We start from the raw sequence: 21,178 nt of genomic DNA, 5'->3' as shown, positions 1-21,178 counted from the left end.
TGTCAGAGTGGTCCTCGTGCAGAACGACACCGAACGCAACGACCTCATCGCCGAACTGGCGGCCGCCCGCGCCGCCCTCACCACCCCGGCGCGCGACCTCACCGACGAGCAGGCCGGCGCGCGGCCGACCGTCAGCGCGCTGTGCCTGGGCGGCCTGCTCAAGCACGTCGCCTCCATGGAAGAAAACTGGCTGCGCTTCGCCCTGGAAGGCCCCTCCGCGATGCGCTACGACCTCCCCGAGGGCGTGACCTGGGCCGACATGGCGGCCGGCACCGCTCGCGAGTTCCCGCAGTGGGCGATCGACCACCAGAACGAGTTCGCCATGCAGCCCGGCGACACCCTCGCCGGGATCCTGGCCCGCTACGAAGACGTCGCCAAGCGCAGCGAGGACATCATCACCAGCCTGCCCGACCTGTCGGTCACGCACCCACTGCCCGACGCGCCGTGGAACCAGCCGGGCACGACGTGGAGCGCGCGGCGGGCGCTGCTGCACGTCATCACCGAGACCGCGCAGCACGCCGGGCACGCGGACATCATCCGCGAGGCGCTGGACGGTCAGAAGTCGACGTGACCGTCCTGGACACGCGGGCGCTCAACCGCGCCACGCTCGCCCGTCAGCTGCTGCTCGAGCGCGCCGGACTGCCGGTGCACGACGCCGTCGCCCACCTCGGTGGGCTGCAGGCGCAGGAGCCGCAGGAGCCGTTCACCGGGTTGTGGTCGCGGCTGCGCGCCTTCGACCCGGCGGCGCTTTCGGAGCTGCTGACCGGGCGGCGCGTGGTGCGGACGCACCTGATGCGCCGCACCGTCCACCTGCTCGCCGCCGAGGACGTGCTGGCGTGGCGGACGCGGTTCGACGCGATGCTGCGCCAGCGCGTCCTGGGCACCTACCGCCGCGAGCTCGCCGGGGTCGACCTCGGCGAGCTCGCGGCGGCGGGCCGCGCCGTGCTGGCCGACGGCGAGCCGCGCTCGATGGGCGACCTCGCCCGCGCGGTCGCCGGACGCTGGCCCGGCGCCGGGCCGCGGCCGCTCGGGGAAATGCTGGTCGCCGCGCTCATCCCGGTGGCCCAGCTGCCACCGCGCGGGCTGTGGCGCGTCAAGGCCGGCGTGCGGAACCTGCCGCTGACGGCCTGGCTGGGCCGCGACGTCGACCCGCTCGCCCCGGACGACGAGGCCGGGCAGGCGCTCGTGCGGCGCTACCTCGCGGCGTACGGTCCCGCGGCGACCGCCGACCTGCGCGCGTGGAGCGGCCTGGCCGGGCTGCCCGCGGCGGTGAAGGCCGTGCGCGAGGAGCTGGTCGTGTTCCGCGACGAACGCGGGCGCGAGCTGCTGGACCTGCCCGACGCCCCGCGCCCGGACCCGGGCACCCCGGCGCCGGTGCGGTTCCTGCCCGCGTTCGACAACGCGATCCTCGGCTACGACGACCGGAGCCGGATCATCGACGACGCCCACCGCGGGCTTTCGGTGGCCGGCGAGCGGGTGGTGCTGGTCGACGGCCGCGTGGCGGCGACGTGGCAGGTGGCGGACGGCACGGTGGTCGTGAAGCCACTGGGGCGCCTGCCGAAAGCCGACCGGGCCGCCGTCACGGTGGAAGGCGGTGAGCTGGCGTCGTTCCTCTCCGACGGCGAAAGCGATCGCGTCCGGGTCGAAGCGGGCTAACCGACCGCGCGGGCGAACCGCTCCGCCACCTCGCGCAGCAGCTCCACCAGCCCCGGCGGCGCCTCCTCCACCACGAAGTCGTACCCCCACTGCGCCAGGTGGTACGGGACCGTGTCGAGGGTGTTCGCCCCGGTCCGCACCCGGCAGCTGTGCTCGTCGATCGCCTCCACGGCACCGGACGTCGGCGGGATGCGGCGCGCGAGCACGTCGGCCGGGGCGGCCACGCGCAGCACGAGCTGGTGCGGGTACGGCGCCATCGAGATCTGCTGCGAGACGTACGCCGCGAGGTCTTCGGCCGGGGGTTCGCGCGGGGTGAAGCGGAAGCTCGCCGCCGGCACCCCGGTGATCCGGTCGACCCGGAAGGTGCGCCAGCCGGCGCGGTCGAGGTCGAAGGCGACCAGGTACCAGCGCCGGCCGGTGTGGACCAGGCGCAGCGGCTCGACCGAGCGTTCCGTCTCCGCGCCGGACCGGTCGCCGTAGCCGAAGCGCAGGCGCTCGTGGTCGCGGCAGGCGGCCGCGATCGCGGTCAGCACCGACGCGTCCACCATCGGCCCGGCGCCGGGCAGCGAGACCGTCGCCGCCTGCAGAGCGCCCACGCGCGGCCGCAGCCGGGCGGGCAGCACCTGCTCCAGCTTCGCCAGCGCGCGCACCGACGTCTCCTCGATGCCGCTGACCGTGCCGCTCGCCGCCGTGCGCAGGCCGACCGCGACCGCGACGGCTTCGTCGTCGTCCAGCAGCAGCGGCGGCAGCGCGGCGCCCGCGCCGAGCCGGTAGCCGCCGGCCACCCCGGGCGTCGCGTGCACCGGGTAGCCGAGGGAACGCAGCCGCTCGACGTCGCGGCGGATCGTGCGGACGTCGACGTCGAGCCGCGACGCGAGGTCCGCGCCCGGCCAGTCGCGCCGCGCCTGGAGCAGCGAGAGCAACCGGAGCAGGCGTTCCGAAGTGCCGTACATGGCACGCAGTGTGCCAGACATCGAGGACAGTTCCGGTCCTCGATCCGCCGGATGGTGCAGCCGTGCGGTCAACACTTGCCAGGCACCGCCCCGGCCGGAAAGAGTGACGCATGCCGATCGACCCGCACGCCCTGCTCGCTGTCGCCCGCGAGGAAGCCGAGCTGGGCAAGGCCGAAGGCGGCGTGCCGATCGGGGCCGCGCTGTTCGACACCGCGGGCACCCTGCTGGGCCGCGGGCACAACCGGCGCGTGCAGGACGCCGACCCGTCGACGCACGCCGAGACAGCGGCGTTCCGCAACGCCGGCCGGCGCCCGCACTACCGCGACACGATCATGGTCACGACGCTGTCGCCGTGCTGGTACTGCTCCGGTCTCGTCCGTCAGTTCGGGATCGGGCGCGTCGTCATCGGCGAGGCCACGACGTTCCACGGCGGGCACGACTGGCTCGCCGGGCTCGGCGTGGCAATCACCGTGCTCGACGATCCCGCCTGCACCGCGCTGATGACCGAGTTCATCGCCGCGCGCCCGGACCTGTGGTTCGAGGACATCGGGGTCGAGAAGTCCGAATAGGACAGTGCTGTTGCGAGGAGCCGGTATGCCGTCATCCGTTCCGCTCGTGGACCTTTCGCCGTGGTTCGGGGGGACGTCCGAAGGCCGCGCCGACGTGGCCGGCGAGATCGACCACGCGCTGCGGGAGTCCGGTTTCCTGCTGGTCACCGGGCACGGCGTGCCGGACGAGCTGCGCCACCGGACGCGCGAGCTGGCGCGGGAGTTCTTCGCGCTGCCCGAGGACGTCAAGCAGCGCTACGCGGTCACGGTCGGCGGGCGCGGCTGGCTGCCGCCCGGCGTCGAGGCCAACGGCTACGCCGAGGGCACCGAGACCCCGCCGGACCTCAAGGAGTCCTACTCCGCCGGCGCGGACGACGGCGTGGGCGTCGCCGAGATCGACGGGTTCTGGTTCCAGCCCAACGTCTGGCCCGGCGAGGTGGCCGGCTTCGCCGAGACGGCGACGGAGTACATGCGCCGGATGCGCGCGCTGTCGGACCACCTGCTGGAGATCTTCGCCGCGGCGCTCGGCCTGGCCCAGAGCCACTTCACGCGGCACACGGCGCACCCGACGTACACGTTCAACATCAACTGGTACCCGCCGATGACGCACGTCGGCGCGCCGGAGGCGGACCAGTTCCGGATCGGCCCGCACACCGACTTCGGCACGGTGACGGTGCTCGACCGCCAGGCCGGCGTGGGCGGCCTGCAGGTCTGCACGGCCGACGGCGAGTGGGAAGACGCGCCGTTCCACCCGGACGCGTTCACGGTCAACATCGGCGACCTGATGGCCCGCTGGACCGGCGACCGCTGGCGATCGACGCGCCACCGCGTCCTCCCCCCGGCGGCCACCGCCCCGGACGAGGACCTGGTGTCGCTGATCTTCTTCTACGAGACCGACCACGACGCCCGGATCACGTCGCTCGCGCCGCCGCTGGGCAAGCGGACGTACCCCGAGGTGATCGCGGCGGAGTACCTGCGGGAGAAGCTGACCGCGATCACCGTCGGCTGAGTCGTCGTGGGTGTTCAGGGCGGTGGGAACCGCCCTTACCACTCACGAGCCGGGGTCGGCGCAGATCGTCCGGTTCCGCCCCGCCGCCTTCGCCCGCAGCAACGCCGCCTCCGCCGCCAGCAGCGCACCCGACAAGCGACCGTCCGCCGCACACGCCGCGACCCCGATCGACGTGGTCACACCGACGAACTGGGGGCCGTCGGCCGAGGACTTCAGCGCCACCAGGGTCGAGGCGATGCGCAGGCGGATGCGTTCGGCGATGGCCATCGCGTCGAAGCGGCCGGCGCCGGCCAGCAGGACCGCGAACTCCTCGCCGCCGGAGCGGCCCACCAGGTCGGCCGAACGGACCTCGTCGCGCAGGGTGTCGGCCACCGCGCGCAGGACCGCGTCGCCGATGCGGGCGCCGTAGCGGTCGTTGAGGCGGCGGAAGTGGTCGAGGTCGAGCAGCAGCACCGCCGGGCCGGGGCCGGCTCCGGCGAGGCGGTCCAGCCGGGCTTCGGCGGCGCCGCGCCACGACGCCGCGGTCAGCACGCCGGTGCCGGGGTCGAGGGTGACGTGGTCGCGGCGGCCGAGGCCGAGGCCGCCGCGGTGCAGCACCACCGTGGCGCCGGCCAGCACCGGCACCAGGAGCGGGGCCGCCGCGGTGGCCCAGGCCAGCGGCAGGCCGAACGCGGTCATCGCGGCGTCGAAAGCGTGGCCCGGCGCGGCTTCGCGCGGGCGGCGGGGGCCGTCGGCGGCGGTCACGAGCGCGGCGTTCACCGCGAGGAACACCAGGACGGCGGCGGTCAGCAGGAGGACGGTGCGGGAGTCGAGGACCGCCCCCAGCGGCCGGACGCCGGTCGCGGTGAGGAACGCGCCCGCGACGAGCCCGGCCAGCGCCGTCGACGCGGCACCGAACACCTGCCGGTACACGGGTCTTCTGCGGACCCGGAACCACTGGTGCACGGCCGACAGCACGACCAGGGCGACCGCGAGGCCGGGCCGGAGCACCAGCACGCCGGCGAAGATCCACGGGGTGTCGACGCCGGGGCCGAGCAGGGTGTCCTCGCGGTGGCGCTCCACCGGCCGCGCGAGCTCGGCGGACACCAGCAGCCCGCCCAGGAGCAGCGCGAACGGCCCCAGCATCGCGGGCAGGGGCGGGAACCGGACGGCGGCGAGCGCGACGGCGGCGACGGCGAGGACGTCGACCGCGACGAGGTAGAGCACCTGACCGCGGCGCGGCAGCCGCCACAGCGCCCAGCGCGCCAGCACGACGGCGGGCAGGAACCGGCCCGGGCGGCGTCCTCCGCCGGCGGCGACCGAATCCCCCACCATTTCGGCAAAGTAGCCGGAATGCCCGGCCCTGTCGATCCGCCTTCAGGGGAATCTCACACCCGCCGACGCTCGGGAGCCGCGCGCGCACCGTGCGTCATTTTCCGGCCGAAGGAGGGTTGACACACAACATTGGTCTAGTCCACTGTGGGGTGGCACACAACGCTCCTCCCGGGATGATCCCGCCGCCTCAAACCGGAGGTGCTCCAACCTGCTCGTTTGGAGGACCCCTATGAAATCCCTGCGCCGTCTGGTGACCCTCGCGGTCGCGGCCGGAGCCGCGATGGCGACGGCGGTCGGTCTCGCCCCGCAGGCCATGGCCGCGGTGGACCCGGTGCTCGCTTCCCCGTACCTGTACCAGTGGGGCGGGCAGACCAGCCCGACCGCGGCGATGTCCGCGACCGGCGTGAAAGCGTTTACCCTCGCCTTCGTCCTGTCGGACGGCACCTGCAACCCGAAGTGGGACGGCAGCCGTTCGCTGACCGGCTCCGACAAGACGATGATCCAGAACATCCGCAACGCGGGCGGGGACGTGATCCCCTCCTTCGGCGGCTGGTCCGGCACCAAGCTGGGCTCGAAGTGCACGTCGGCCTCGGCGCTCGCGGGTGCGTACCAGAAGGTGATCGACGCCTACGGCCTCAAGGCGATCGACCTCGACATCGAGAACACCGACGAGTTCCAGAACAACACGGTGCAGGACCGCATCCTCAACGCGGTCAAGCTGACCAAGCAGAAGAACCCGGACCTGAAGGTCGTCATCACCATCGGCACCACCACGACCGGCCCCGACTCGTGGGGCAAGCGCCTGATCAACCAGGCCAAGGCGATCGGCGCCGGCGTCGACGTCTGGTCGGTCATGCCGTTCGACTTCTCCAGCGGCGGCGACATGGCCGCCCTGACGAAGTCCGCGGTCGACGGGCTGAAGAACCAGCTCAAGACCACGTTCGGCTGGAACGACGACACCGCCTACCGGCACAGCGGCCTTTCCTCGATGAACGGCAAGACCGACAACGCGGGCGAGACCGTCACGGTCGCGAACTTCACCTCCATCCGCGGCTACGCGACGAGCCACCACCTGGCCCGCTTCACGTTCTGGGCCACCAACCGCGACTGCAGCGGCGGCGGCGAATGCAGCGGCATCACGCAGGACAAGTACGCGTTCACCAAGATCGTCGCCGGCTACACCGGCTGACACCGGCCCGTAGTGGGGCTGTCGGAGGCCCTCTCACCGGCATCGGGGCCGGTGAGGGGGCCTTCGCGGGGCTTCGGACGGCACAGCCGGGTACCGGTCAGCGGGAACCGCGAAACCGTCACACCGGCGCAATGTCGGGCGCCTACCGTCTTCCCATGACGAAGAACTACGGCGACAAGGTGGTGGCCGTCGAGCCGGGCGGGGTCGAGCCCGTCGCCGACGCCGACCGGCACGGGACGCCGCGGCAACTGGCCTGGACCTGGGCCTCCCCCAACCTCGAGTTCGCCACCGTCTTCGTCGGCGTCCTCGCCGTCACGGCGTTCGGGCTGACGTTCTGGCAGGCCGCGCTCGCCGCCGTCGTCGGGAACGGGCTGGGCGCGCTCGCGCACGGCCTCCTGTCCGCGCGCGGGCCGCGCTACGGCGTGCCGCAGATGGTGCTCGGGCGGGCCGCGTTCGGCTACCGCGGCAACCTCCTGCCCGCCGCGCTGATGTCGGTGATGGCGGGCATCGGCTGGTTCGCCGTCAACAGCGTCAGCGGCGCCTTCGCCCTCGCCGGTCTCACCGGGCTGCCCGTGCTCGCCTGCCTCGTGCTCGTCGTCGCGCTGCAGATCGCCATCGCCTTCTTCGGGCACAACCTCGTGCAGGCCTACGAAAAGTACGTCTTCGCCGTCCTCGCCGTCGTGTTCGCCGCGGCGAGCGTGGTCGTGTTCACGAAGTCGGGCGCCACGGCGAACACCGGGAGCGTCGGCGGGTTCCTGCTCACCGTCGGCACCGCGTTCGGCTACACCGCGGGCTGGAACCCCTACGCCGCCGACTACACGCGCTACCTGCCGAAGACCGCGTCGAAACGCGCGATCGGCCGCTACGCCGGGCTCGGGCTGTTCCTGTCCACCACCGTGCTGATGCTCGCCGGCGCCGCGTCGACGACCATCGGCGGCCCGGCCGACGCCAACCCGGCGACGGCGTTCACCGGGCACCTGCCCGGGTTCCTCGCCGCGGCGACGCTGCTGGCCATCACGCTCGGCGCGGTCGCGGCGAACGTCCTGAACGTCTACTCGGGAGCGCTCGCCTTCCTCGCCCTCGGCGTCCGGCTGCCGCTGGCCTGGCGCCGCGCGGCCGTCGCGCTCGCCTTCGGCGCGGTCGGGTTCGTGCTCGCCTGGCTCGGGCTCGGCGACGCCGGGCACGCCTACGAGAACTTCCTGCTGGTCATCGCCTACTGGATCGGCCCGTGGCTCGGCGTTCTGCTGGCCGACCACCACCTGCGCCGCGGCACCGACTTCGGCGCGCTGCTCGCCGACGAGAACCACCGCAACGTCGCCGGGTTCACCGCGTTCCTGGTCGGCCTGGTGGTCTCCGTCGGCCTCTTCGCGAACCAGGCGCTCTACACCGCGCCGATCCCGGAAGCCGTGCCCGGCACCGGTGATCTGACGTTCGCGGCCGGGTTCGTGCTCGCCGCCGGGACCTACCTGCTGCTGCGCCGTCAGCGCACCGGCGTGCCGTCGCGGCGGCAGCCGTAGGGCGAGCACCGGCCCCAGTCGTACGTCGGCGGCGGGAGGGTGACCGTGGCCGTCGAAGGCGGGGGCAGCTCCACCGTCACGGTCGGCGCCGGCGTGGCGGTCGGCGTCCGGCGCGCGTGCATCACCACCGGGGACGGCGTGGTCGTGCTCGTCGGCGCGGCGACCGCGCTCGACGACGGGGCGCCGGTGGCCGGCTGCAGCTGCGGGAACTGCGTCGACCCGGGCACGGGTTCCGGCCGCGTCGCCAGCGCGAGCACCAGCCCGCCCAGCACGACGAAGACCGCCGCCGCCAGCGCGAACCGGCCGCCCGACCCGCGCGGCCCGGGCTCGGTGCCGCGCCGCGCCGCCGTTTCGGCCGAGCGCGAACCGGGTTTGCGCGGCCGCGCACCCGCCGCCCGCAGCAGTTCGTCGACCGTGACCCGATCCCGCCGCCTGCGCGCACTGCGCGTCATGCACGACCTCCGCCCCGTAGCTGCACCGGGTGGATCGTAGGAAGCCGCGCCGGAATTGTAAACGCGCTGATCGCAGCGGTCTCGTAATCGTTCCGAGACATCCGGATCGCCTTCCCGGCCGTAGTCGTCAACGAGGCGCGAACCGCCGCAGGAGAGCGCCCACGCGCCGGGTCACGGGGCTGAACTCCGGGAGCTTCAGCAGCGCCAGCAACCCGAACGGCACGGCCATCCCGAGCAAGGTCTGGACCGGCAGTTTCACCCACGCGGCGGGGATCGGGCCGAGCGAGCCGGGCACGGCGTAGCCGGCCAGCACCGCGGCCCCGACGCCGAGCGCGCTGACCCCCAGCACGATCAGGCCGACCCGCAGCGACCGCTTGCTGCGCAGGTGCCCGAGCCGGACCCACAGCCAGACCTGGCCGAGCACGGCGCCGACCACGAACCCGGCGCCGTTGACGAGCATCACGCCGTAGACGATGTGCTCGCCGTCGAGCAATCCCCGGCAGAGCAGCAGCAGCGGGATCTTCACGGCGGTCATCACGAGCATGATCAGCGTCGGCGTCCGGGCGTCCTTCATCGCGTAGAACACCCGCAGCTGCAACATGACCAGCGCGAACGGCAGCAGCCCGACGGCCGAGACGGCGAGGGTCTGGCCGAGCCGCTCGGCGTCTTCGAGCGTGCCGCGGCCCCAGGTGAAGATCGCGATGCCGATCGGGGTGCCGACCACGGCCAGCACCGCCGAGATGGGCACGAAGAGCACCGTGGACATCCGGGACGCGAGCGAAAGGTCGCCGACGAGCGAACCCGTGTCGCCGTCCGCGGCCGCGCGGCTCATCCGCGGCATCAACGCGGTCAGCAGCGAAACGCCGAGGATCCCGTACGGCAGCTGGAAGAGCAGCGACGCGTAGCTGTAGGCGGTGACCCCGCCGCTGGTGCCGCCGGTCAGCACCCGGGTGGTGACGACGAACCCGACGTGGCTCACCACGACGTAGCCGAGGATCCACGCGGCGAGCCCGCCGAACTCCTTGATCCGCGGGTCGAAGCCCCAGCGCCAGCGGAACCGGAACCCGGTGCGCAGCAACGCCGGGATCAGCACGACGGCCTGCGCGACGATGCCGAGCGTGGTGCCCAGGCCGAGCACGAGCAGCTTCGGGTCGCTCATCCGGGCCGGGTCGAGGACCAGCTCGCCGGGCACCACGGCGAACACCACGAGCGTGCCGGTGACGACGACGTTGTTGAGCACGGGCGCCCACGCCGGCGGGCCGAAGACGTTCTGCGCGTTGAGGATCGCCGACAGCAGCGCGAAGAGGCCGTAGAAGAGGATCTGCGGCAGCAGCAGGTACGCGAGCGCCGTGGTCAGCCCCGGGTTGGCGGTCGCGGACGATTTGTCGACGTAAAGCGCGGTGAACACCGGGGCGATCGCCACCGCGACCGCCGTGCCGACGGTGAGCAGCACCAGCGCCATCGTGATCAGCCGCTGCGTGTACGCGCGGCCGCCGTCCGGGTCGTCGTGGGAGCGCACGAGCAGCGGCACGACGACGCTGGCGAGCACGCCGCCGAAGAGCAGTTCGAAGACGATGTTGGGCAGCGTGTTCGCGACGGTGAAGGAGTCGTTGACGACCCCGGTCCCGACCACGGCGGCCAGCAGCAGCTTGGCGACGAACCCGGTGACCCGGCTGACCGCGGACGCGACCGCCATCCGCCCGCTCGAGCGGGCCAGCGACGACCCGGCGCCCTCGCCGCGCCCGGCGCTGACCGGGGAGGCGGGCGGGCGCGCGACGATCTGGGTGGCGAACTCGTCGTAGGGCCGGTGCGAGACGTCGAGGTCGCGGGTCGGCCAATGCGGGCCGCGCAGCTCGCTGGGGAGGAAGACCGTCGCGTCGTCGTCGACCGGTGGTGGGGGTTCCGCCATGGCCCAAGCCTGCCAGGTCGGGCGGGTTTTCGTCCCCATTCCGGACCCGACTGGTATTTCTATACCGGAAACGTGCTACCGTTCCGGTATAACTATACCGACTCTGGTAACGCGAGGTTTTCGTGATCGAACTGAAGACGCCTGCGGAAGTCGACCGCATGCACGTCGCCGGGCGCTTCGTCGCCGAGATCCTGACCGAGGTCGGCCGGCTCGCCGACGTGGGCGTCAACCTCATGGACCTCGAGCACCACGCGCGCGGCATGATCAAGCGGCGCGGGGCCGAGTCGTGCTACTGGGACTACGCGCCGTCCTTCGGCGAGGGCCCGTTCCGCAACGTCATCTGCCTGTCGGTCAACGACGCCGTCCTGCACGGCCTGCCGCACGACTACGTGCTGCGCGACGGTGACGTGGTCACGGCCGATCTCGCGGTCAGCATCGACGGCTGGGCGGCCGACTCGGCACGCACGGTGATCGTCGGCACCCCCGCCGAGGCGGACCTGCGGATCATCCGGGCGACGGAGGTGGCACTGGAAGCGGCGATCGACGCGGCGCGCCCCGGCAACCGGCTGGGCGACATCTCGGCGGCGATCGGGGCGGTGGCCCGCGAGTACGGCTACCCGGTCAACACCGAGTTCGGCGGGCACGGCATCGGCCGCACCATGCACGAGGACCTGCACGTTCCCAACCAGGGCACGGCCGGGCGCGGAATGAAGCTGCGGCCGGGGCTGACCCTCGCGCTGGAGCCGTGGTTCGCGGCCACGACCGACCGGATCGTCTTCGATCCCGACGGCTGGACGATCCGCTCGGCCGACGGTTCCCGCACGGCCCACTCCGAGCACACGATCGCCGTCACCGAGGGCGCTCCCCTCGTGCTCACCCGGCGCGAAGCGGAACTCGCCGACGGGAACGGATGAGCGAACCGGCGACGCTCGGTGACGTCGCTCAGGCGGCGACAACGATCTCCAGCGCGGCCCGGCCGGCCTCGGTGAGCTCGGCCGGAACGCGCCCGGTGGCGGCTTCGGCGGCGGGCCGCAGGTAGCCGCCGTGGGCGAGTGCGTGCGCGGTCATCTGATCGCAGCAGGCGAATCCGTCGATGAAGAGGTCGGGCTCGCAGCTGCACGACATCTGCGCGCGTCCCGCCGCCACCGCCCTCAGCATCGCCATGGCGCGGTGGGTGAGCTCGACTCCTGAACCGGACACCGGACTGCCTTTCTCCTCGGAACCACTACGCATAGTCATTCGCCCGTTGGGCTGATTGTGTTACTTACGGCACTATGACGTTTCGGGTGCCAGTGCGGTTCCGCCGGGTCGGGCACGCCGAAGGGGGCGGGGTCCGGTGTCCCGTTCCCCGCCCCCTCCTTCACCGCTCCAGCGCCCGCCGGGCGTTGGCCAGCCGCGCCCGCAGCGCCTGCGCCAGCGCGTCGAACTCGCCGCGCCGGTCCGCGATCGCCCGCTGCTGGTAGGCGGTTTCCACCGCCAGCCACGTCCCGGGCAACGCGGTCCGCGTCCGGCACGCCAGGTCCGCCTTCGCGACCGCGATCTCCGCCGGGGCCGGCGCGGGGCCGCTCCACCGGACGTCGTCGTTGGCCGCCCACACGTCGGCGTACCGCTCCCCCGCTTCCGCCATGCAGGCACGCCAGCCGGCCATCGCCGCCTGAACCCGCGGATCGGCCTGCGCCGTCAGGTAGAGCTCGCGGTCGAGCTCCGCGAACGCCTCCCCCAGCAAGGCCGCCGGCACGCCCTCCTCGAGCCGGCGGCGGGCCTCCCCGACGCAGCCGCCCTCGGGGACCGGCCGGCCGCGCACCTCCGACGTGCCCTTGCCGGTGTAGACCACCAGCACGTCCAGCGGGGGCTGCGCCTGCGCCGCGCGGTCCGGCGGCTGCGCCGCGTGGTAGCCGAGGCGGGCGACCTCGGCGGCGTCCACGATCCCGTAGCGGCCCCCCGCCGCCGGCCGGGACGTGTCGACCGCGTCGATCGACGGCGGCGTCCAGTCGTACCCGAAGCGCGCCAGGCACTTCCCCGCCAGCGCGGCGGTGGCCCGCTCGATCACGTTGACCTCGGCGGCGGGGTGCCGGTAGGCGTCGAACGGCAGCACGACGTCCGCGCCCGACACCACCGGCCGCACCGGCCCGATCGGCGGCGGCCCGGGCTCCGCGGCGTCGCCCGCCGACAAGGCGACGCCGCACCCGAGCGCCGCGACGGCGACCGCCGCGGCGATCCGCGCCGCCCTCACCCGTAGTACGTGCCGCACGCGATGTTGAAGTGGTGGGAGTTCATCACGTCGTTGGCCACCCAGCCGTCGTGGTTGTCCCCGGAGAGCCGGACGTTCGCGAAGTTCCGCACCGTGCCGCTCGACCGGATCGTGAAGCACGACCCCCGGTACTGGGAGTTGTAGTAGACGGCGATCGGCGAGTTGGTGTCCTTGTTCTCCATCGAGCTGACGTTGTTGTACGTGCCGTCGCCCGCCCAAAGCGGGATGCTGGTGCCGGCGTACCGCAGGCTCCCCCAGTTGGCCTGGCTGTTGAAGTTCTCGAACTTGTAGCCGCCCAGATCGGAGTTCGAGTACATGCACGCGTACTGCGCCTGGCACGCGGCCTCGGCCGGCCCAGCGGCGCCGACCCCCACCGTCGCCGCCACGGCCACCGCGGCCACCACTGCTGCTGCTCTCATGGTTTCCTCCCTCGTTCCGTTCCGGTCCGCCCCCCGCGGACCGGGCTTGCTACCCCAGGTCTAGGGCCTCGGCGTTGTCCGGCGCCGGGGCCGCGGCCGCCGGACGACAAAGGTCCGGACAACGATCGGCGCGCGGCAGGGCGACCGGACCGCAGACCGGCTGGCCGCCGAGCCCGGCCGCGGCGGAGAGGACGCACAGGGCCGCGAGCAGCGCGGCCAGCCATCCCCGGCGCCGGGGGCGCGTCTCGGCGGCGGTGCTGGCGTCGAGATAAGCCCGCTCGTGGACGGTGAGGTGCCGCGGGTGCCGGGCCCACGCACGAACGGCCGCGAGGTGAGCGCCGCGCAGGAGCAGGCTCGGGTCCCGGTGGTGGCGGCGCCAGGTGGCGGCCGCCTGGGTGAGTTCGCGGTGGGTGCGCCGCCCCGCGCCGTCCTCTTCCAGCCACGCGGCCAGGCGCGGCCAGGCACCCAGCAGCGTCTCGTGGGCCGGCCGGAGCCGGTGGGCGTCGCGCACGAGCACCCGCGCCCGGACGAACCGCTCGACGACGCCGGCGGCGAGCGGGGTGTCGTCGAGTTCGTCGGCGCTGACGGCCCTGGCGCCTTCCCCGGGGTCGGCGAGCCGGCGGAACAGGTCGCGGGCGACGGCCCGCCCGGGTGGCCCGAGCGCGTCGAACACGGCCTCCGCCGCGCCGGCCGCCGGTCCGCCGAACTCCCCCGCCGCCTGGAAACCGGCGAGGGTCAGCCGGGTGCCGCTGCGCCGCCGCCACGTCTCGAGCAGCGCGTGCGACAGCCACGGCAGCGCGCCGGGCCGCCCGTGGGCGAGGGCGACGGCCGTGGTCAGCAGCGGCGTCTCGACCAGGCAGCGGGCGCGCGCGGCCGGGGCGGTGATCGCCTGCCGCAGCTCGTCGGCGGTCATCGGCCCGACCTCGACGCGGGCCGGCGTCTCGCGCGGGCCGGCCAGTTCCGCGCAGCGGTCCGCGAAGTCCGCGCGCACGGCGAGCACGACCCGCGGCCCGCCCGTGCGCAGCGCGGCGGCGAACCGCGCCCGGTCGTCGTCGCGGCCGGGCGCGAAGAGCTCTTCGCACTGGTCGACGACGACCAGCGCGTCCCCCTCGGGCAGCCGCTCCCCCGCGGTCGTGAAGACGACCGCTCCGCTCAAGCGCGGCAGCAGGCCGGCGCGCAGGAGCGACGTCTTCCCGGCGCCCGACGGACCGGTCACGACCACGCAGCGGTGGGCCGCGACGGCGGCGACCAGGGTGTCGACGAGCCGGTCCCGGCCGAAGAACAGGCCGGCGTCCTCGCGGTCGTAGGCGTCGAGCCCGCGGTAGGGAGCGGTGGTCTCGGCCGGGGCCGGGGTGGTCAGCTCGGCCGCCGTCGCGCGCCAGCGGCGTTCCCACTCGCCGGCGTCACCGTCGCAGGCCCGGACGTACGCCAGGGTCACCGCCAGGCTCGGCAGCCGGCGCCCGCCCGCGGCGTCGGACAGCGTGGTGGCGGAGAAGTGCGCCCGGCGCGCCAGTTCGCGGTACGAGGGGTTCCCCGCGTTCTCCCGCAGCGCCCGCAGGCCGGCCGCGAACGCGGTCAGCGCGGAGCCGTCCGGCGCCAAGGGCTTCTCAGCGCGCGGCATGACCCACCGCCATCCCGGGCGAGCCGCTCGCGGTGGCGGTGGGCGCCTGCCAGGCCGAGGCGAGGCAGAACCCGCTGACCAGCCCCGCGAACAGGAGGACGGCGGCCAGCTTGCAGGCGAGCGAGACCGGTAGGTGCACACACATCGCGGACCCTTTTCGTCGTTTCGACATTAAGTGCACTCAGGTTAGAACCCGAGCCGACTTTGCGTCAAGCTGACATGAAGCTAGGCTTGCGGCGTGGCCCAGGACACGACATGGCAGATCCCCAAGGTCGCGGTCGCCGTCGACCTCGCGATCCTCACCGTCCGCGAAGAGCGGCTGAACATCCTGCTCGTCGAGCGCGCGGAAGCGCCCTACCGCGGGCAGCTCGCGCTCCCGGGCGGGTTCATCGCCTCCGAGGACGAGGACATCGACGTCGCGGCCGCCCGCGAGCTGGCCGAGGAGACCGGCCTGGCGGCCGATCGGCTGCATCTGGAACAGTTGCGGACCTACGGCGGGCCGGACCGTGATCCTCGGGGGAGGGTGGTGACCGTGTGCTACCTGGCGCTGGTGCCCGACCTGCCGATCCCGGCGGCGGGCGGGGACGCGCGCGCCGCGCGCTGGGAAGCGGTCGCCGACGTCGAGGGCACGGACGCGCCGGTCGCCTTCGACCACCGGGCGATCATCGCCGACGCGGTGGAGCGGGCGCGCGGCAAGCTCGAGTACACGACGCTCGCCACGGCGTTCTGCGCGCCCGAGTTCACCATCAGCGAGCTGCGGCGCGTCTACGAAATCGTCTGGGGCCACCGGCTCGACCACCGCAACTTCCACCGCAAGATCACGGGGGTGACCGGGTTCCTGGTGCCCACCGGCGACCGCACGGCCCGGGACGGCGGCCGGCCCGCCGCGCTCTACCGGCGTGGCCCGGCGACGGTCCTGCACCCGCCGATCCTGCGCGGGCACAACCTGAACGACGCAGAAAGCGAGATCGCGTGAACGACGTTCCGGAACCCACGATCGTGGTGCTGACCGCGCTGGAGGTGGAGTACGCGGCCGTGCGGGCGCTGCTGGCCGGGCGCCGGGTGGAGACCCACCGCTCGGGCACCCGGTTCGAGGTGGGCCGCCCGCCGCGCGGCCGGGGGTCGGCCGTCCTCGCGCTGACCGGCCAGGGCAACCAGGCGGCGGCCATCCTCACCGAACGCGCGATCGCCACCTACGACCCGCGGGCGCTGCTGTTCGTCGGCGTCGCCGGTGCCCTGCACGACGACCTCGAGCCCGGCGACGTCGTCGTGGGCACCAAGGTCTACGGCTACCACGGCGGCAAGGACGAGGACACCGGCTTCCGCGCCCGGCCGCAGGCGTGGGAGATCCCGTACGAGCTCGACCAGATCGCCCGGCACGTCGCCCGCGAGGAGGACTGGCTCCCGGAGGGGCGCCGTCCGTCGGTGCACTTCCGGCCGATCGCCGCCGGGGAGGTCGTGCTCAACTCGCGCACCACTCCCCTGGCCGAGCAGCTGCGCACGAACTACGACGACGCCGCCGCGATCGAGATGGAAAGCGCCGGCGTCGCCAAGGCCGGTCACCTCAACCGGAACCTGCCCGTGGTCGCCGTCCGGGGCATCAGCGACAAGGCCGACGGCCACAAGCACGCTGCCGACCAGGCCGGCTGGCAGCCCGTCGCGGCGGCGAACGCGGCGGCCTTCGCCTTCGCCCTCGCCGCCGAGCTCCCGTGACCCCCACGGTCGTGGTGCTGACCGCCCTCGAAACGGAATACGCGGCCGTGCGGGCGGTGCTGGGCGACCGCCGCGTCACGGCGCACCCGTCGGGCACGCGGTTCGAGGTGGGCGTGCCACCCGCCGGCGGGGCCACGATCGTGCTCGCGCTCACCGGCCAGGGCAACCAGGGCGCCGCCGTCCTGACCGAACGCGCGATCGCGACCTTCGCGCCCAGCGCGCTGCTGTTCGTCGGCATCGCCGGGGCGCTCCACGACGACCTCGGCCCCGGCGACGTCGTCGTGGCGACCAAGGTCTACGGCTACCACGGCGGCAAGGACGAGGACGACGGCTTCCGGAACCGGCCGCAGGCCTGGGAAATCCCGCACGAGCTCGACCAGATCGCCCGGCACGTCGCCCGCGAAGGGCGCTGGCTCCCGGACTCCCCCGGACCTCCGCCGCCGGTGCACTTCCGGCCGATCGCCGCCGGGGAAGTCGTGCTCGGCTCCCGCACCGCTCCCCTGGCCGCCCGGCTGCGCACCGCCTACGACGACGCGGCCGCGATCGAAATGGAAAGCGCCGGCGTCGCCAAAGCGGGTCACCTCAACCACGGCCTGCCGGTGCTGACCGTCCGGGGCATCGGCGACGACGGCGCCGAAGTGACCGCGGCCGCGCACGCCGCCGCGTTCGCGCTGGCCCTCGCCGTCGAAGTCCCGGCCCGGCCCGGCGGGGTGACGACGGGCGTGCACTGGCCGCACCGGGCCGGCGTGGTCCCCGCCCGCGCGGACGGCTTCCAAGACCGCGAAGTCACGCTCGACGCCATCACAGTGCTGTCGGGACTGGGCGGCGTCGGGAAGACGCAGCTGGCCGCGGACTTCGCCGAACGCGCGTGGGCCGCCCGCGAAGTCGACCTCCTGGCCTGGATCACCGCAGAGTCCCGCGACGCGATCCTGACGGCCTACGCGCAGCTGGCGAAGACGCTCACCGGCATCGACGACGCCGACCCGGAGCAGGGCGCGCGCCGTCTCCTGGAGTGGCTCGCCTCGACCCCGAAGCGCTGGCTGCTGGTGCTCGACGACGTGCAGCACCCCGCGGACCTGCACGGCCTCTGGCCACCGGCCGCCGGGCGGGTGGTCCTCACGACCCGGCGGCGCGACGCCGCACTCGCCGGCGACCGGCGGCGGATCGTCGACGTCGGCCAGTTCACCGCTGCGGAGTCGCGGGCGTACCTGAACCGCAAGCTCGCCGCCCGCCCGCACCTGGCCGACGACGTCGCCGGGCTGGCCGACGACCTCGGGCACCTGCCGCTGGCGCTCGCCCAGGCCGCGGCGTACGTCCTCGACCGCGAGCTGCCCTGTTCGGCGTACCGTCAGCGGTTCCGGGAACGCAAGCTGGCGGCGGTCCTGCCCGACGACCACCAGGCCACGGTGACGGCGACCTGGGCGTTGTCGATCGCCCACGCCGACCGGCTCGAACCCGCGGGCCTGGCCGGCCCGCTGCTGCGGTTCCTGAGCGTCCTCGATCCCCACGGCATCCCCCATTCCGTGCTCACCGCGCCGGCCGCGCTGGACTTCCTGCGCAAAGCAACCCGCCGGCGCCCGACCGCGGAAGACGCCCGCGACGCACTGGGCTGCCTGCACCGCCTGAACCTCGTCGGCCTCGACCCGCACGCGGTCCGCGTCCACGCACTGGTGCAGCGCGCGGCCCGGGACGACCTGCGCCCCAAGGACTTCGCGCGGATCACGCGGGCCGCCGCAGACGCGCTGACGCAGGCGTGGCCGGAGATCGAGTCGGACCGGACGCTGGCGCAGGCGTTGCGGCGCAGCACTTTCGCGTTGCAGGCCACCGGTGACCCCCAGCAGCTCTGGCGCCGGGGGTGTCACGTGGTGCTCCTGCAGGCGGGACGGAGTCTCCGCGAGAACGGGCAACTCGGCCCGGCGATCACGTACTTCCGGCAGCTCGGCCGCACCGCGGCGGATCGGCTCGGCGCCCAGCACCTCGACACTTCGATCGCACGCTACGACCTGGCGGCTTCCCTGGGCGCCGCCGGCGATCCGCGCGGAGCTGTCGAGGCGCTGAGCGCCCTCCTCGCGAATCTGGACCGGGTCCCCGGGCGGACGCACCAGCTGACGTTGACCGCGCGCAGCACCTTGGCCAGGTACCTGGGCGAGACGGGGAACTTCGCCGGGGCGGTGGCGGTGTACGAGAGCCTCCTGCCGGACCTCGAGCGGGTGCTCGGGGCCGAGCACCAAGCCACCTCGGCCAGCCGGCAGAACCTCGCGGTCATGCGGGACGCCGCCGGCGACCCGTCCGGGTTGGCCGAGGTCGAGCGGCTGGCCCAGGATCGGCATCGCGCGCTCGGACCGGACCACCCCGATACCCTCAGCACCCGCATCGCCGCGGCCCGGCTCCGGGCCGCCACCGGGGACCTCACCGGCGGGCTGGCCGCCTACGAGAGCCTCCTGCCGGACCTGGAGCGGGTGTTCGGGCCGGAGCACACCGCCACCTTGACCACCCGCGATGCTTCGGCCGTGCTGCAGGCCGAGTCGGGGGACCTGGCCGGAGCGACCGCCCGGCTCGAACTCCTGCTGCAGGACCAGCAACGCGTACTCGGTCCCGACCACCCCGACACGTTGGACACGCGCCACCACCTCACGTGGTTCCGGGGCTTGGCCGGCGATCCGGCGCCGGCCGTGACCGCCTACGAGACGTTGCTCCAGGACCAGCAGCGCGTTCTCGGCCCGGACCACCCCGCCCTCTTCACCAGCCGGCACCACCTGGCCGCGTTGCGGGCCAGAGCCGGGGATCCGGCGGGAGCGGCGGCCGTCGTCGAGGAGATGCTGCCGGACCTGAGCCGCGTGTTCGGGCCGGGCAGCCCGAACGTGCTGACCACCCGGCACAACCTCGCGCGCTTCCGCAGCTGGGCGGGAGATCCGGCGGGAGCCCTGGCGGCACTGGAGAACCTCCTGCCGGACCTGGACCGCGTCCTCGGGCCGGAGCACCCCACCACGCTGACGGCTCGCCACACCCACGCCACCCTGCGCGGCGAAACCGGGGACCCGTCCGGAGCCGTGGCGGCGCTCGAGGAGTTGATCCCGGTTCTGCGCCGCGTGCTCGGACCGGAGCACCCCGAAACCACGGGCGCCCTCGAGGACCTCAAGCGCTTCCGGTGACCGCGATCCGCAGCTCCAGCGTCCGCGCCCACTCGCGCACGATCTGCTTGCGCCGCTTGGTGTCGTCGGTCAGCAGGTTCGCCAGCCCGAGCCCGCGGCCCAGGTCCAAAGTGGCCTGGACGAGCTCGCGCACCCCGGGCCGGGACTCGTCGACGCCCAGCAGTTCGACCGTCACGCGGTGCGCCTCGCGGCCGACCCGGGCCTCCAGGGGCACCAGCACCTCGCGCAGGGCGTCGTCGGTCGCCGCGACCGCCCACAGCTGCAGGGCCGCGCGGAACAGCGGGCCGGTGTAGAGGTTCAGCACCATCTCGACGACGCGCTCGATCCGGGACGCGCCGGTCGGCAGGTCCGCCGCCTGGGCGCGCAGCTCGTCGATCTGGGACTGGCCGAGCAGGTCGACCGCCGCCACCACGAGGTCCTCGCGGGCCGGGAAGTGGTGCTGGGCCGCGCCACGGGAAACGCCCGCCCGCTCGGCGATCCCGGCCACCGTCACGCCGTGCCAGCCGCGCTCGCCGAAGCTGTCGAGCGCGGCCTCGATCAGCCGCCGCCGCGTGGTGCGGCTGCGCTCCTGCTGGGGTTCGCGGACGCCGGTCAAGCCGGGTCCACCCAGAAGTCGAGCTGCAGGTCTTCCTCCGCGGTGTCGCCGGCGCGGTACTTCGCGAAGTCGGTGACGCCCTCCGCGCGCAGCACTTCGTCGTCCAGGAAGAAGTTCCCGGTGGCCTCGCCGCTCGGCTTCGTCAGGATCGCGTACGCGGCGTCGGCCATGATCTCCGGCGTGCGGCTGCGCGAAGCCAGCTCCGCGCCGACGACGTTGCGGATCGCCGCGGTGTCGATCGTCGTGCGCGGCCACAGCGAGTTGACCGAGACGCCGTCGCCCTTCAGCTCCGCCGCCAGCCCGACGGTCACCAGGCTCATCGAGTACTTCGCGATGCTGTACGCGAGGTGCCCGGCGGTGAACCACTTCTCGTCGAGGCTGATCGGCGGCGACAGCGTCAGGATGTGGGCGTTCTCCGAAGCGCGCAGGTGCGGAATGGCCAGTTTGGACAGCAGGAACGTGCCGCGCGCGTTGATGTCCTGCATCAGGTCGTAGCGCTTCATGCCGACCTGCTCGGTCGGCGTCAGGTCGATCGCGCTGGCGTTGTTCACCACGACGTCGATGCCGCCGAACTGCTCGACGGTCTTCGCCACGGCGGCCGCGACACCCTCGTCGTCGCGGACGTCGCCGAGGATCGGCAGGGCGTGCCCGCCGGCCTTCTCGATCGCTTCCGCGGCCGTGTAGATCGTGCCGGGCAGCTTCGGGTGCGGTTCGGCGGTCTTGGCCAGCAGCGCCACGTTCGCGCCATCCTTCGCGGCCCGCAGCGCGATCGCTTCGCCGATCCCCCGGCTGCCACCGGACATGATGATCGTCCTGCCGTCCAATCCAGCCATGTGAAACCTCCGTGAAGAAGCGGCACTTTCACGTGAAAGTGCCGCCT

At 73.6% G+C, this 21,178-nt stretch carries 21 protein-coding genes; 10 read left to right on the top strand and 11 right to left on the bottom strand.

The window, feature by feature from the left end; translation table 11 throughout:
• The first annotated feature begins 7 nt into the window (after nucleotides 1-7).
• Entirely contained in the window at nucleotides 8-571 is a 564-nt protein-coding gene (locus ACLJQM_RS36470) for a DinB family protein (RefSeq protein WP_360773111.1), read from the top strand.
• Nucleotides 568-1,656 carry a winged helix DNA-binding domain-containing protein gene (locus tag ACLJQM_RS36465; RefSeq protein ID WP_410634863.1) on the top strand — a complete coding sequence of 363 codons (1,089 nt, stop codon included), beginning with the start codon at nucleotides 568-570 and terminating at the stop codon, nucleotides 1,654-1,656. The genes ACLJQM_RS36470 and ACLJQM_RS36465 overlap by 4 nt, the downstream gene beginning before the upstream one ends.
• Here ACLJQM_RS36465 and ACLJQM_RS36460 read toward each other — a convergent pair.
• Nucleotides 1,653-2,609, bottom strand: a complete 957-nt coding sequence (locus ACLJQM_RS36460) for a helix-turn-helix transcriptional regulator (protein WP_410634862.1) — start codon at nucleotides 2,607-2,609, stop codon at nucleotides 1,653-1,655. The genes ACLJQM_RS36465 and ACLJQM_RS36460 overlap by 4 nt on opposite strands.
• A 110-nt stretch (nucleotides 2,610-2,719) precedes the next feature.
• Here ACLJQM_RS36460 and ACLJQM_RS36455 point away from each other — a divergent pair, with 110 nt between their 5' ends.
• Together ACLJQM_RS36455 and ACLJQM_RS36450 are read left to right on the top strand one after the other, a co-directional pair.
• Entirely contained in the window at nucleotides 2,720-3,178 is a 459-nt protein-coding gene (locus tag ACLJQM_RS36455; RefSeq protein WP_360773120.1) for a nucleoside deaminase, read from the top strand.
• Between the two features lie 25 nt (nucleotides 3,179-3,203).
• A complete protein-coding gene (locus tag ACLJQM_RS36450; RefSeq protein WP_360773123.1) occupies nucleotides 3,204-4,166 on the top strand; it encodes an isopenicillin N synthase family dioxygenase in 963 nt (320 codons plus the stop codon).
• Between the two features lie 42 nt (nucleotides 4,167-4,208).
• Here ACLJQM_RS36450 and ACLJQM_RS36445 read toward each other — a convergent pair whose 3' ends face one another.
• Nucleotides 4,209-5,480, bottom strand: a complete 1,272-nt coding sequence (locus ACLJQM_RS36445; protein ID WP_360773126.1) for a sensor domain-containing diguanylate cyclase — start codon at nucleotides 5,478-5,480, stop codon at nucleotides 4,209-4,211.
• Between the two features lie 229 nt (nucleotides 5,481-5,709).
• Here ACLJQM_RS36445 and ACLJQM_RS36440 point away from each other — a divergent pair, with 229 nt between their 5' ends.
• The gene (locus ACLJQM_RS36440; RefSeq protein ID WP_410634859.1) at nucleotides 5,710-6,669 is read left to right on the top strand and encodes a chitinase; all 960 of its coding nucleotides are present in this window, start codon (nucleotides 5,710-5,712) and stop codon (nucleotides 6,667-6,669) included.
• A 155-nt stretch (nucleotides 6,670-6,824) separates the two neighbouring features.
• Nucleotides 6,825-8,186, top strand: coding sequence for a purine-cytosine permease family protein (locus tag ACLJQM_RS36435; protein ID WP_410634858.1), 1,362 nt, complete (start codon nucleotides 6,825-6,827; stop codon nucleotides 8,184-8,186).
• Here ACLJQM_RS36435 and ACLJQM_RS36430 read toward each other — a convergent pair.
• Together ACLJQM_RS36430 and murJ are read right to left on the bottom strand one after the other, a co-directional pair.
• Nucleotides 8,150-8,638, bottom strand: a complete 489-nt coding sequence (locus ACLJQM_RS36430) for a hypothetical protein (protein ID WP_247025018.1) — start codon at nucleotides 8,636-8,638, stop codon at nucleotides 8,150-8,152. The two genes, ACLJQM_RS36435 and ACLJQM_RS36430, sit on opposite strands and share 37 nt — an antisense overlap.
• A gap of 127 nt (nucleotides 8,639-8,765) precedes the next feature.
• Entirely contained in the window at nucleotides 8,766-10,547 is a 1,782-nt protein-coding gene (murJ, locus tag ACLJQM_RS36425) for a murein biosynthesis integral membrane protein MurJ (protein ID WP_410634856.1), read from the bottom strand.
• A gap of 122 nt (nucleotides 10,548-10,669) precedes the next feature.
• Here murJ and map point away from each other — a divergent pair, with 122 nt between their 5' ends.
• Nucleotides 10,670-11,461 carry a type I methionyl aminopeptidase gene (gene map, locus ACLJQM_RS36420; protein ID WP_247025020.1) on the top strand — a complete coding sequence of 264 codons (792 nt, stop codon included), beginning with the start codon at nucleotides 10,670-10,672 and terminating at the stop codon, nucleotides 11,459-11,461.
• A gap of 28 nt (nucleotides 11,462-11,489) precedes the next feature.
• On the opposite strand, the gene ACLJQM_RS36415 is transcribed toward map, so the two are convergent.
• The 5 genes from ACLJQM_RS36415 to ACLJQM_RS36395 all read right to left on the bottom strand — a co-directional run bounded on the left by ACLJQM_RS36415 (nucleotide 11,490) and on the right by ACLJQM_RS36395 (nucleotide 14,983).
• Nucleotides 11,490-11,747, bottom strand: coding sequence for a hypothetical protein (locus tag ACLJQM_RS36415; RefSeq protein ID WP_247025021.1), 258 nt, complete (start codon nucleotides 11,745-11,747; stop codon nucleotides 11,490-11,492).
• Between the two features lie 160 nt (nucleotides 11,748-11,907).
• On the bottom strand, nucleotides 11,908-12,780 hold the full coding sequence (locus tag ACLJQM_RS36410; RefSeq protein ID WP_410634854.1) for a hypothetical protein: 873 nt from the start codon (nucleotides 12,778-12,780) through the stop codon (nucleotides 11,908-11,910).
• Nucleotides 12,777-13,217: a peptidase inhibitor family I36 protein gene (locus ACLJQM_RS36405; RefSeq protein ID WP_247025023.1), complete on the bottom strand. Its 441-nt coding sequence runs from the start codon at nucleotides 13,215-13,217 to the stop codon at nucleotides 12,777-12,779. The genes ACLJQM_RS36410 and ACLJQM_RS36405 overlap by 4 nt, the downstream gene beginning before the upstream one ends.
• A 49-nt stretch (nucleotides 13,218-13,266) precedes the next feature.
• A complete protein-coding gene (locus ACLJQM_RS36400; RefSeq protein ID WP_410634852.1) occupies nucleotides 13,267-14,838 on the bottom strand; it encodes an AAA family ATPase in 1,572 nt (523 codons plus the stop codon).
• The gene (locus tag ACLJQM_RS36395) at nucleotides 14,825-14,983 is read right to left on the bottom strand and encodes a hypothetical protein (protein ID WP_247011379.1); all 159 of its coding nucleotides are present in this window, start codon (nucleotides 14,981-14,983) and stop codon (nucleotides 14,825-14,827) included. The genes ACLJQM_RS36400 and ACLJQM_RS36395 overlap by 14 nt, the downstream gene beginning before the upstream one ends.
• Before the next feature lie 93 nt (nucleotides 14,984-15,076).
• Here ACLJQM_RS36395 and ACLJQM_RS36390 point away from each other — a divergent pair, with 93 nt between their 5' ends.
• The 3 genes from ACLJQM_RS36390 to ACLJQM_RS36380 are packed head-to-tail and all read left to right on the top strand — an operon-like array spanning nucleotide 15,077 to nucleotide 19,703.
• The gene (locus tag ACLJQM_RS36390) at nucleotides 15,077-15,814 is read left to right on the top strand and encodes an NUDIX hydrolase (protein WP_360773148.1); all 738 of its coding nucleotides are present in this window, start codon (nucleotides 15,077-15,079) and stop codon (nucleotides 15,812-15,814) included.
• The gene (locus ACLJQM_RS36385; RefSeq protein WP_360773151.1) at nucleotides 15,811-16,551 is read left to right on the top strand and encodes a 5'-methylthioadenosine/S-adenosylhomocysteine nucleosidase; all 741 of its coding nucleotides are present in this window, start codon (nucleotides 15,811-15,813) and stop codon (nucleotides 16,549-16,551) included. The genes ACLJQM_RS36390 and ACLJQM_RS36385 overlap by 4 nt, the downstream gene beginning before the upstream one ends.
• Nucleotides 16,548-19,703, top strand: coding sequence for a tetratricopeptide repeat protein (locus tag ACLJQM_RS36380; protein WP_410634851.1), 3,156 nt, complete (start codon nucleotides 16,548-16,550; stop codon nucleotides 19,701-19,703). The genes ACLJQM_RS36385 and ACLJQM_RS36380 overlap by 4 nt, the downstream gene beginning before the upstream one ends.
• Here ACLJQM_RS36380 and ACLJQM_RS36375 read toward each other — a convergent pair.
• On the bottom strand, nucleotides 19,687-20,298 hold the full coding sequence (locus ACLJQM_RS36375) for a TetR/AcrR family transcriptional regulator (RefSeq protein ID WP_360773157.1): 612 nt from the start codon (nucleotides 20,296-20,298) through the stop codon (nucleotides 19,687-19,689). The genes ACLJQM_RS36380 and ACLJQM_RS36375 overlap by 17 nt on opposite strands.
• Nucleotides 20,295-21,131, bottom strand: coding sequence for an SDR family oxidoreductase (locus tag ACLJQM_RS36370; RefSeq protein WP_360773160.1), 837 nt, complete (start codon nucleotides 21,129-21,131; stop codon nucleotides 20,295-20,297). Before ACLJQM_RS36370 ends, ACLJQM_RS36375 begins: the two co-directional genes overlap by 4 nt.
• Nucleotides 21,132-21,178: the final 47 nt, after the last annotated feature.

It is taken from the genome of Amycolatopsis sp. cmx-4-83 (assembly GCF_046548815.1).
Classification (GTDB): Bacteria; Actinomycetota; Actinomycetes; order Mycobacteriales; family Pseudonocardiaceae; genus Amycolatopsis; species Amycolatopsis pretoriensis_A.
This window is presented reverse-complemented; position numbering and strand designations above follow the sequence as displayed.

Bases quoted from the DNA above. Each gene is read 5' to 3' on its own strand.
- ACLJQM_RS36435 (WP_410634858.1), top strand. From the start codon at position 6,825: ATGACGAAGAACTACGGCGACAAGGTGGTGGCCGTCGAGCCGGGCGGG.
- ACLJQM_RS36405 (WP_247025023.1), bottom strand. From the start codon at position 13,217: ATGAGAGCAGCAGCAGTGGTGGCCGCGGTGGCCGTGGCGGCGACGGTG.
- ACLJQM_RS36395 (WP_247011379.1), bottom strand. From the start codon at position 14,983: ATGTGTGTGCACCTACCGGTCTCGCTCGCCTGCAAGCTGGCCGCCGTC.
- ACLJQM_RS36460 (WP_410634862.1), bottom strand. From the start codon at position 2,609: ATGTACGGCACTTCGGAACGCCTGCTCCGGTTGCTCTCGCTGCTCCAG.
- ACLJQM_RS36440 (WP_410634859.1), top strand. From the start codon at position 5,710: ATGAAATCCCTGCGCCGTCTGGTGACCCTCGCGGTCGCGGCCGGAGCC.
- ACLJQM_RS36430 (WP_247025018.1), bottom strand. From the start codon at position 8,638: ATGACGCGCAGTGCGCGCAGGCGGCGGGATCGGGTCACGGTCGACGAA.
- ACLJQM_RS36400 (WP_410634852.1), bottom strand. From the start codon at position 14,838: ATGCCGCGCGCTGAGAAGCCCTTGGCGCCGGACGGCTCCGCGCTGACC.
- ACLJQM_RS36455 (WP_360773120.1), top strand. From the start codon at position 2,720: ATGCCGATCGACCCGCACGCCCTGCTCGCTGTCGCCCGCGAGGAAGCC.
- ACLJQM_RS36445 (WP_360773126.1), bottom strand. From the start codon at position 5,480: ATGGTGGGGGATTCGGTCGCCGCCGGCGGAGGACGCCGCCCGGGCCGG.
- ACLJQM_RS36450 (WP_360773123.1), top strand. From the start codon at position 3,204: ATGCCGTCATCCGTTCCGCTCGTGGACCTTTCGCCGTGGTTCGGGGGG.
- ACLJQM_RS36370 (WP_360773160.1), bottom strand. From the start codon at position 21,131: ATGGCTGGATTGGACGGCAGGACGATCATCATGTCCGGTGGCAGCCGG.
- murJ (WP_410634856.1), bottom strand. From the start codon at position 10,547: ATGGCGGAACCCCCACCACCGGTCGACGACGACGCGACGGTCTTCCTC.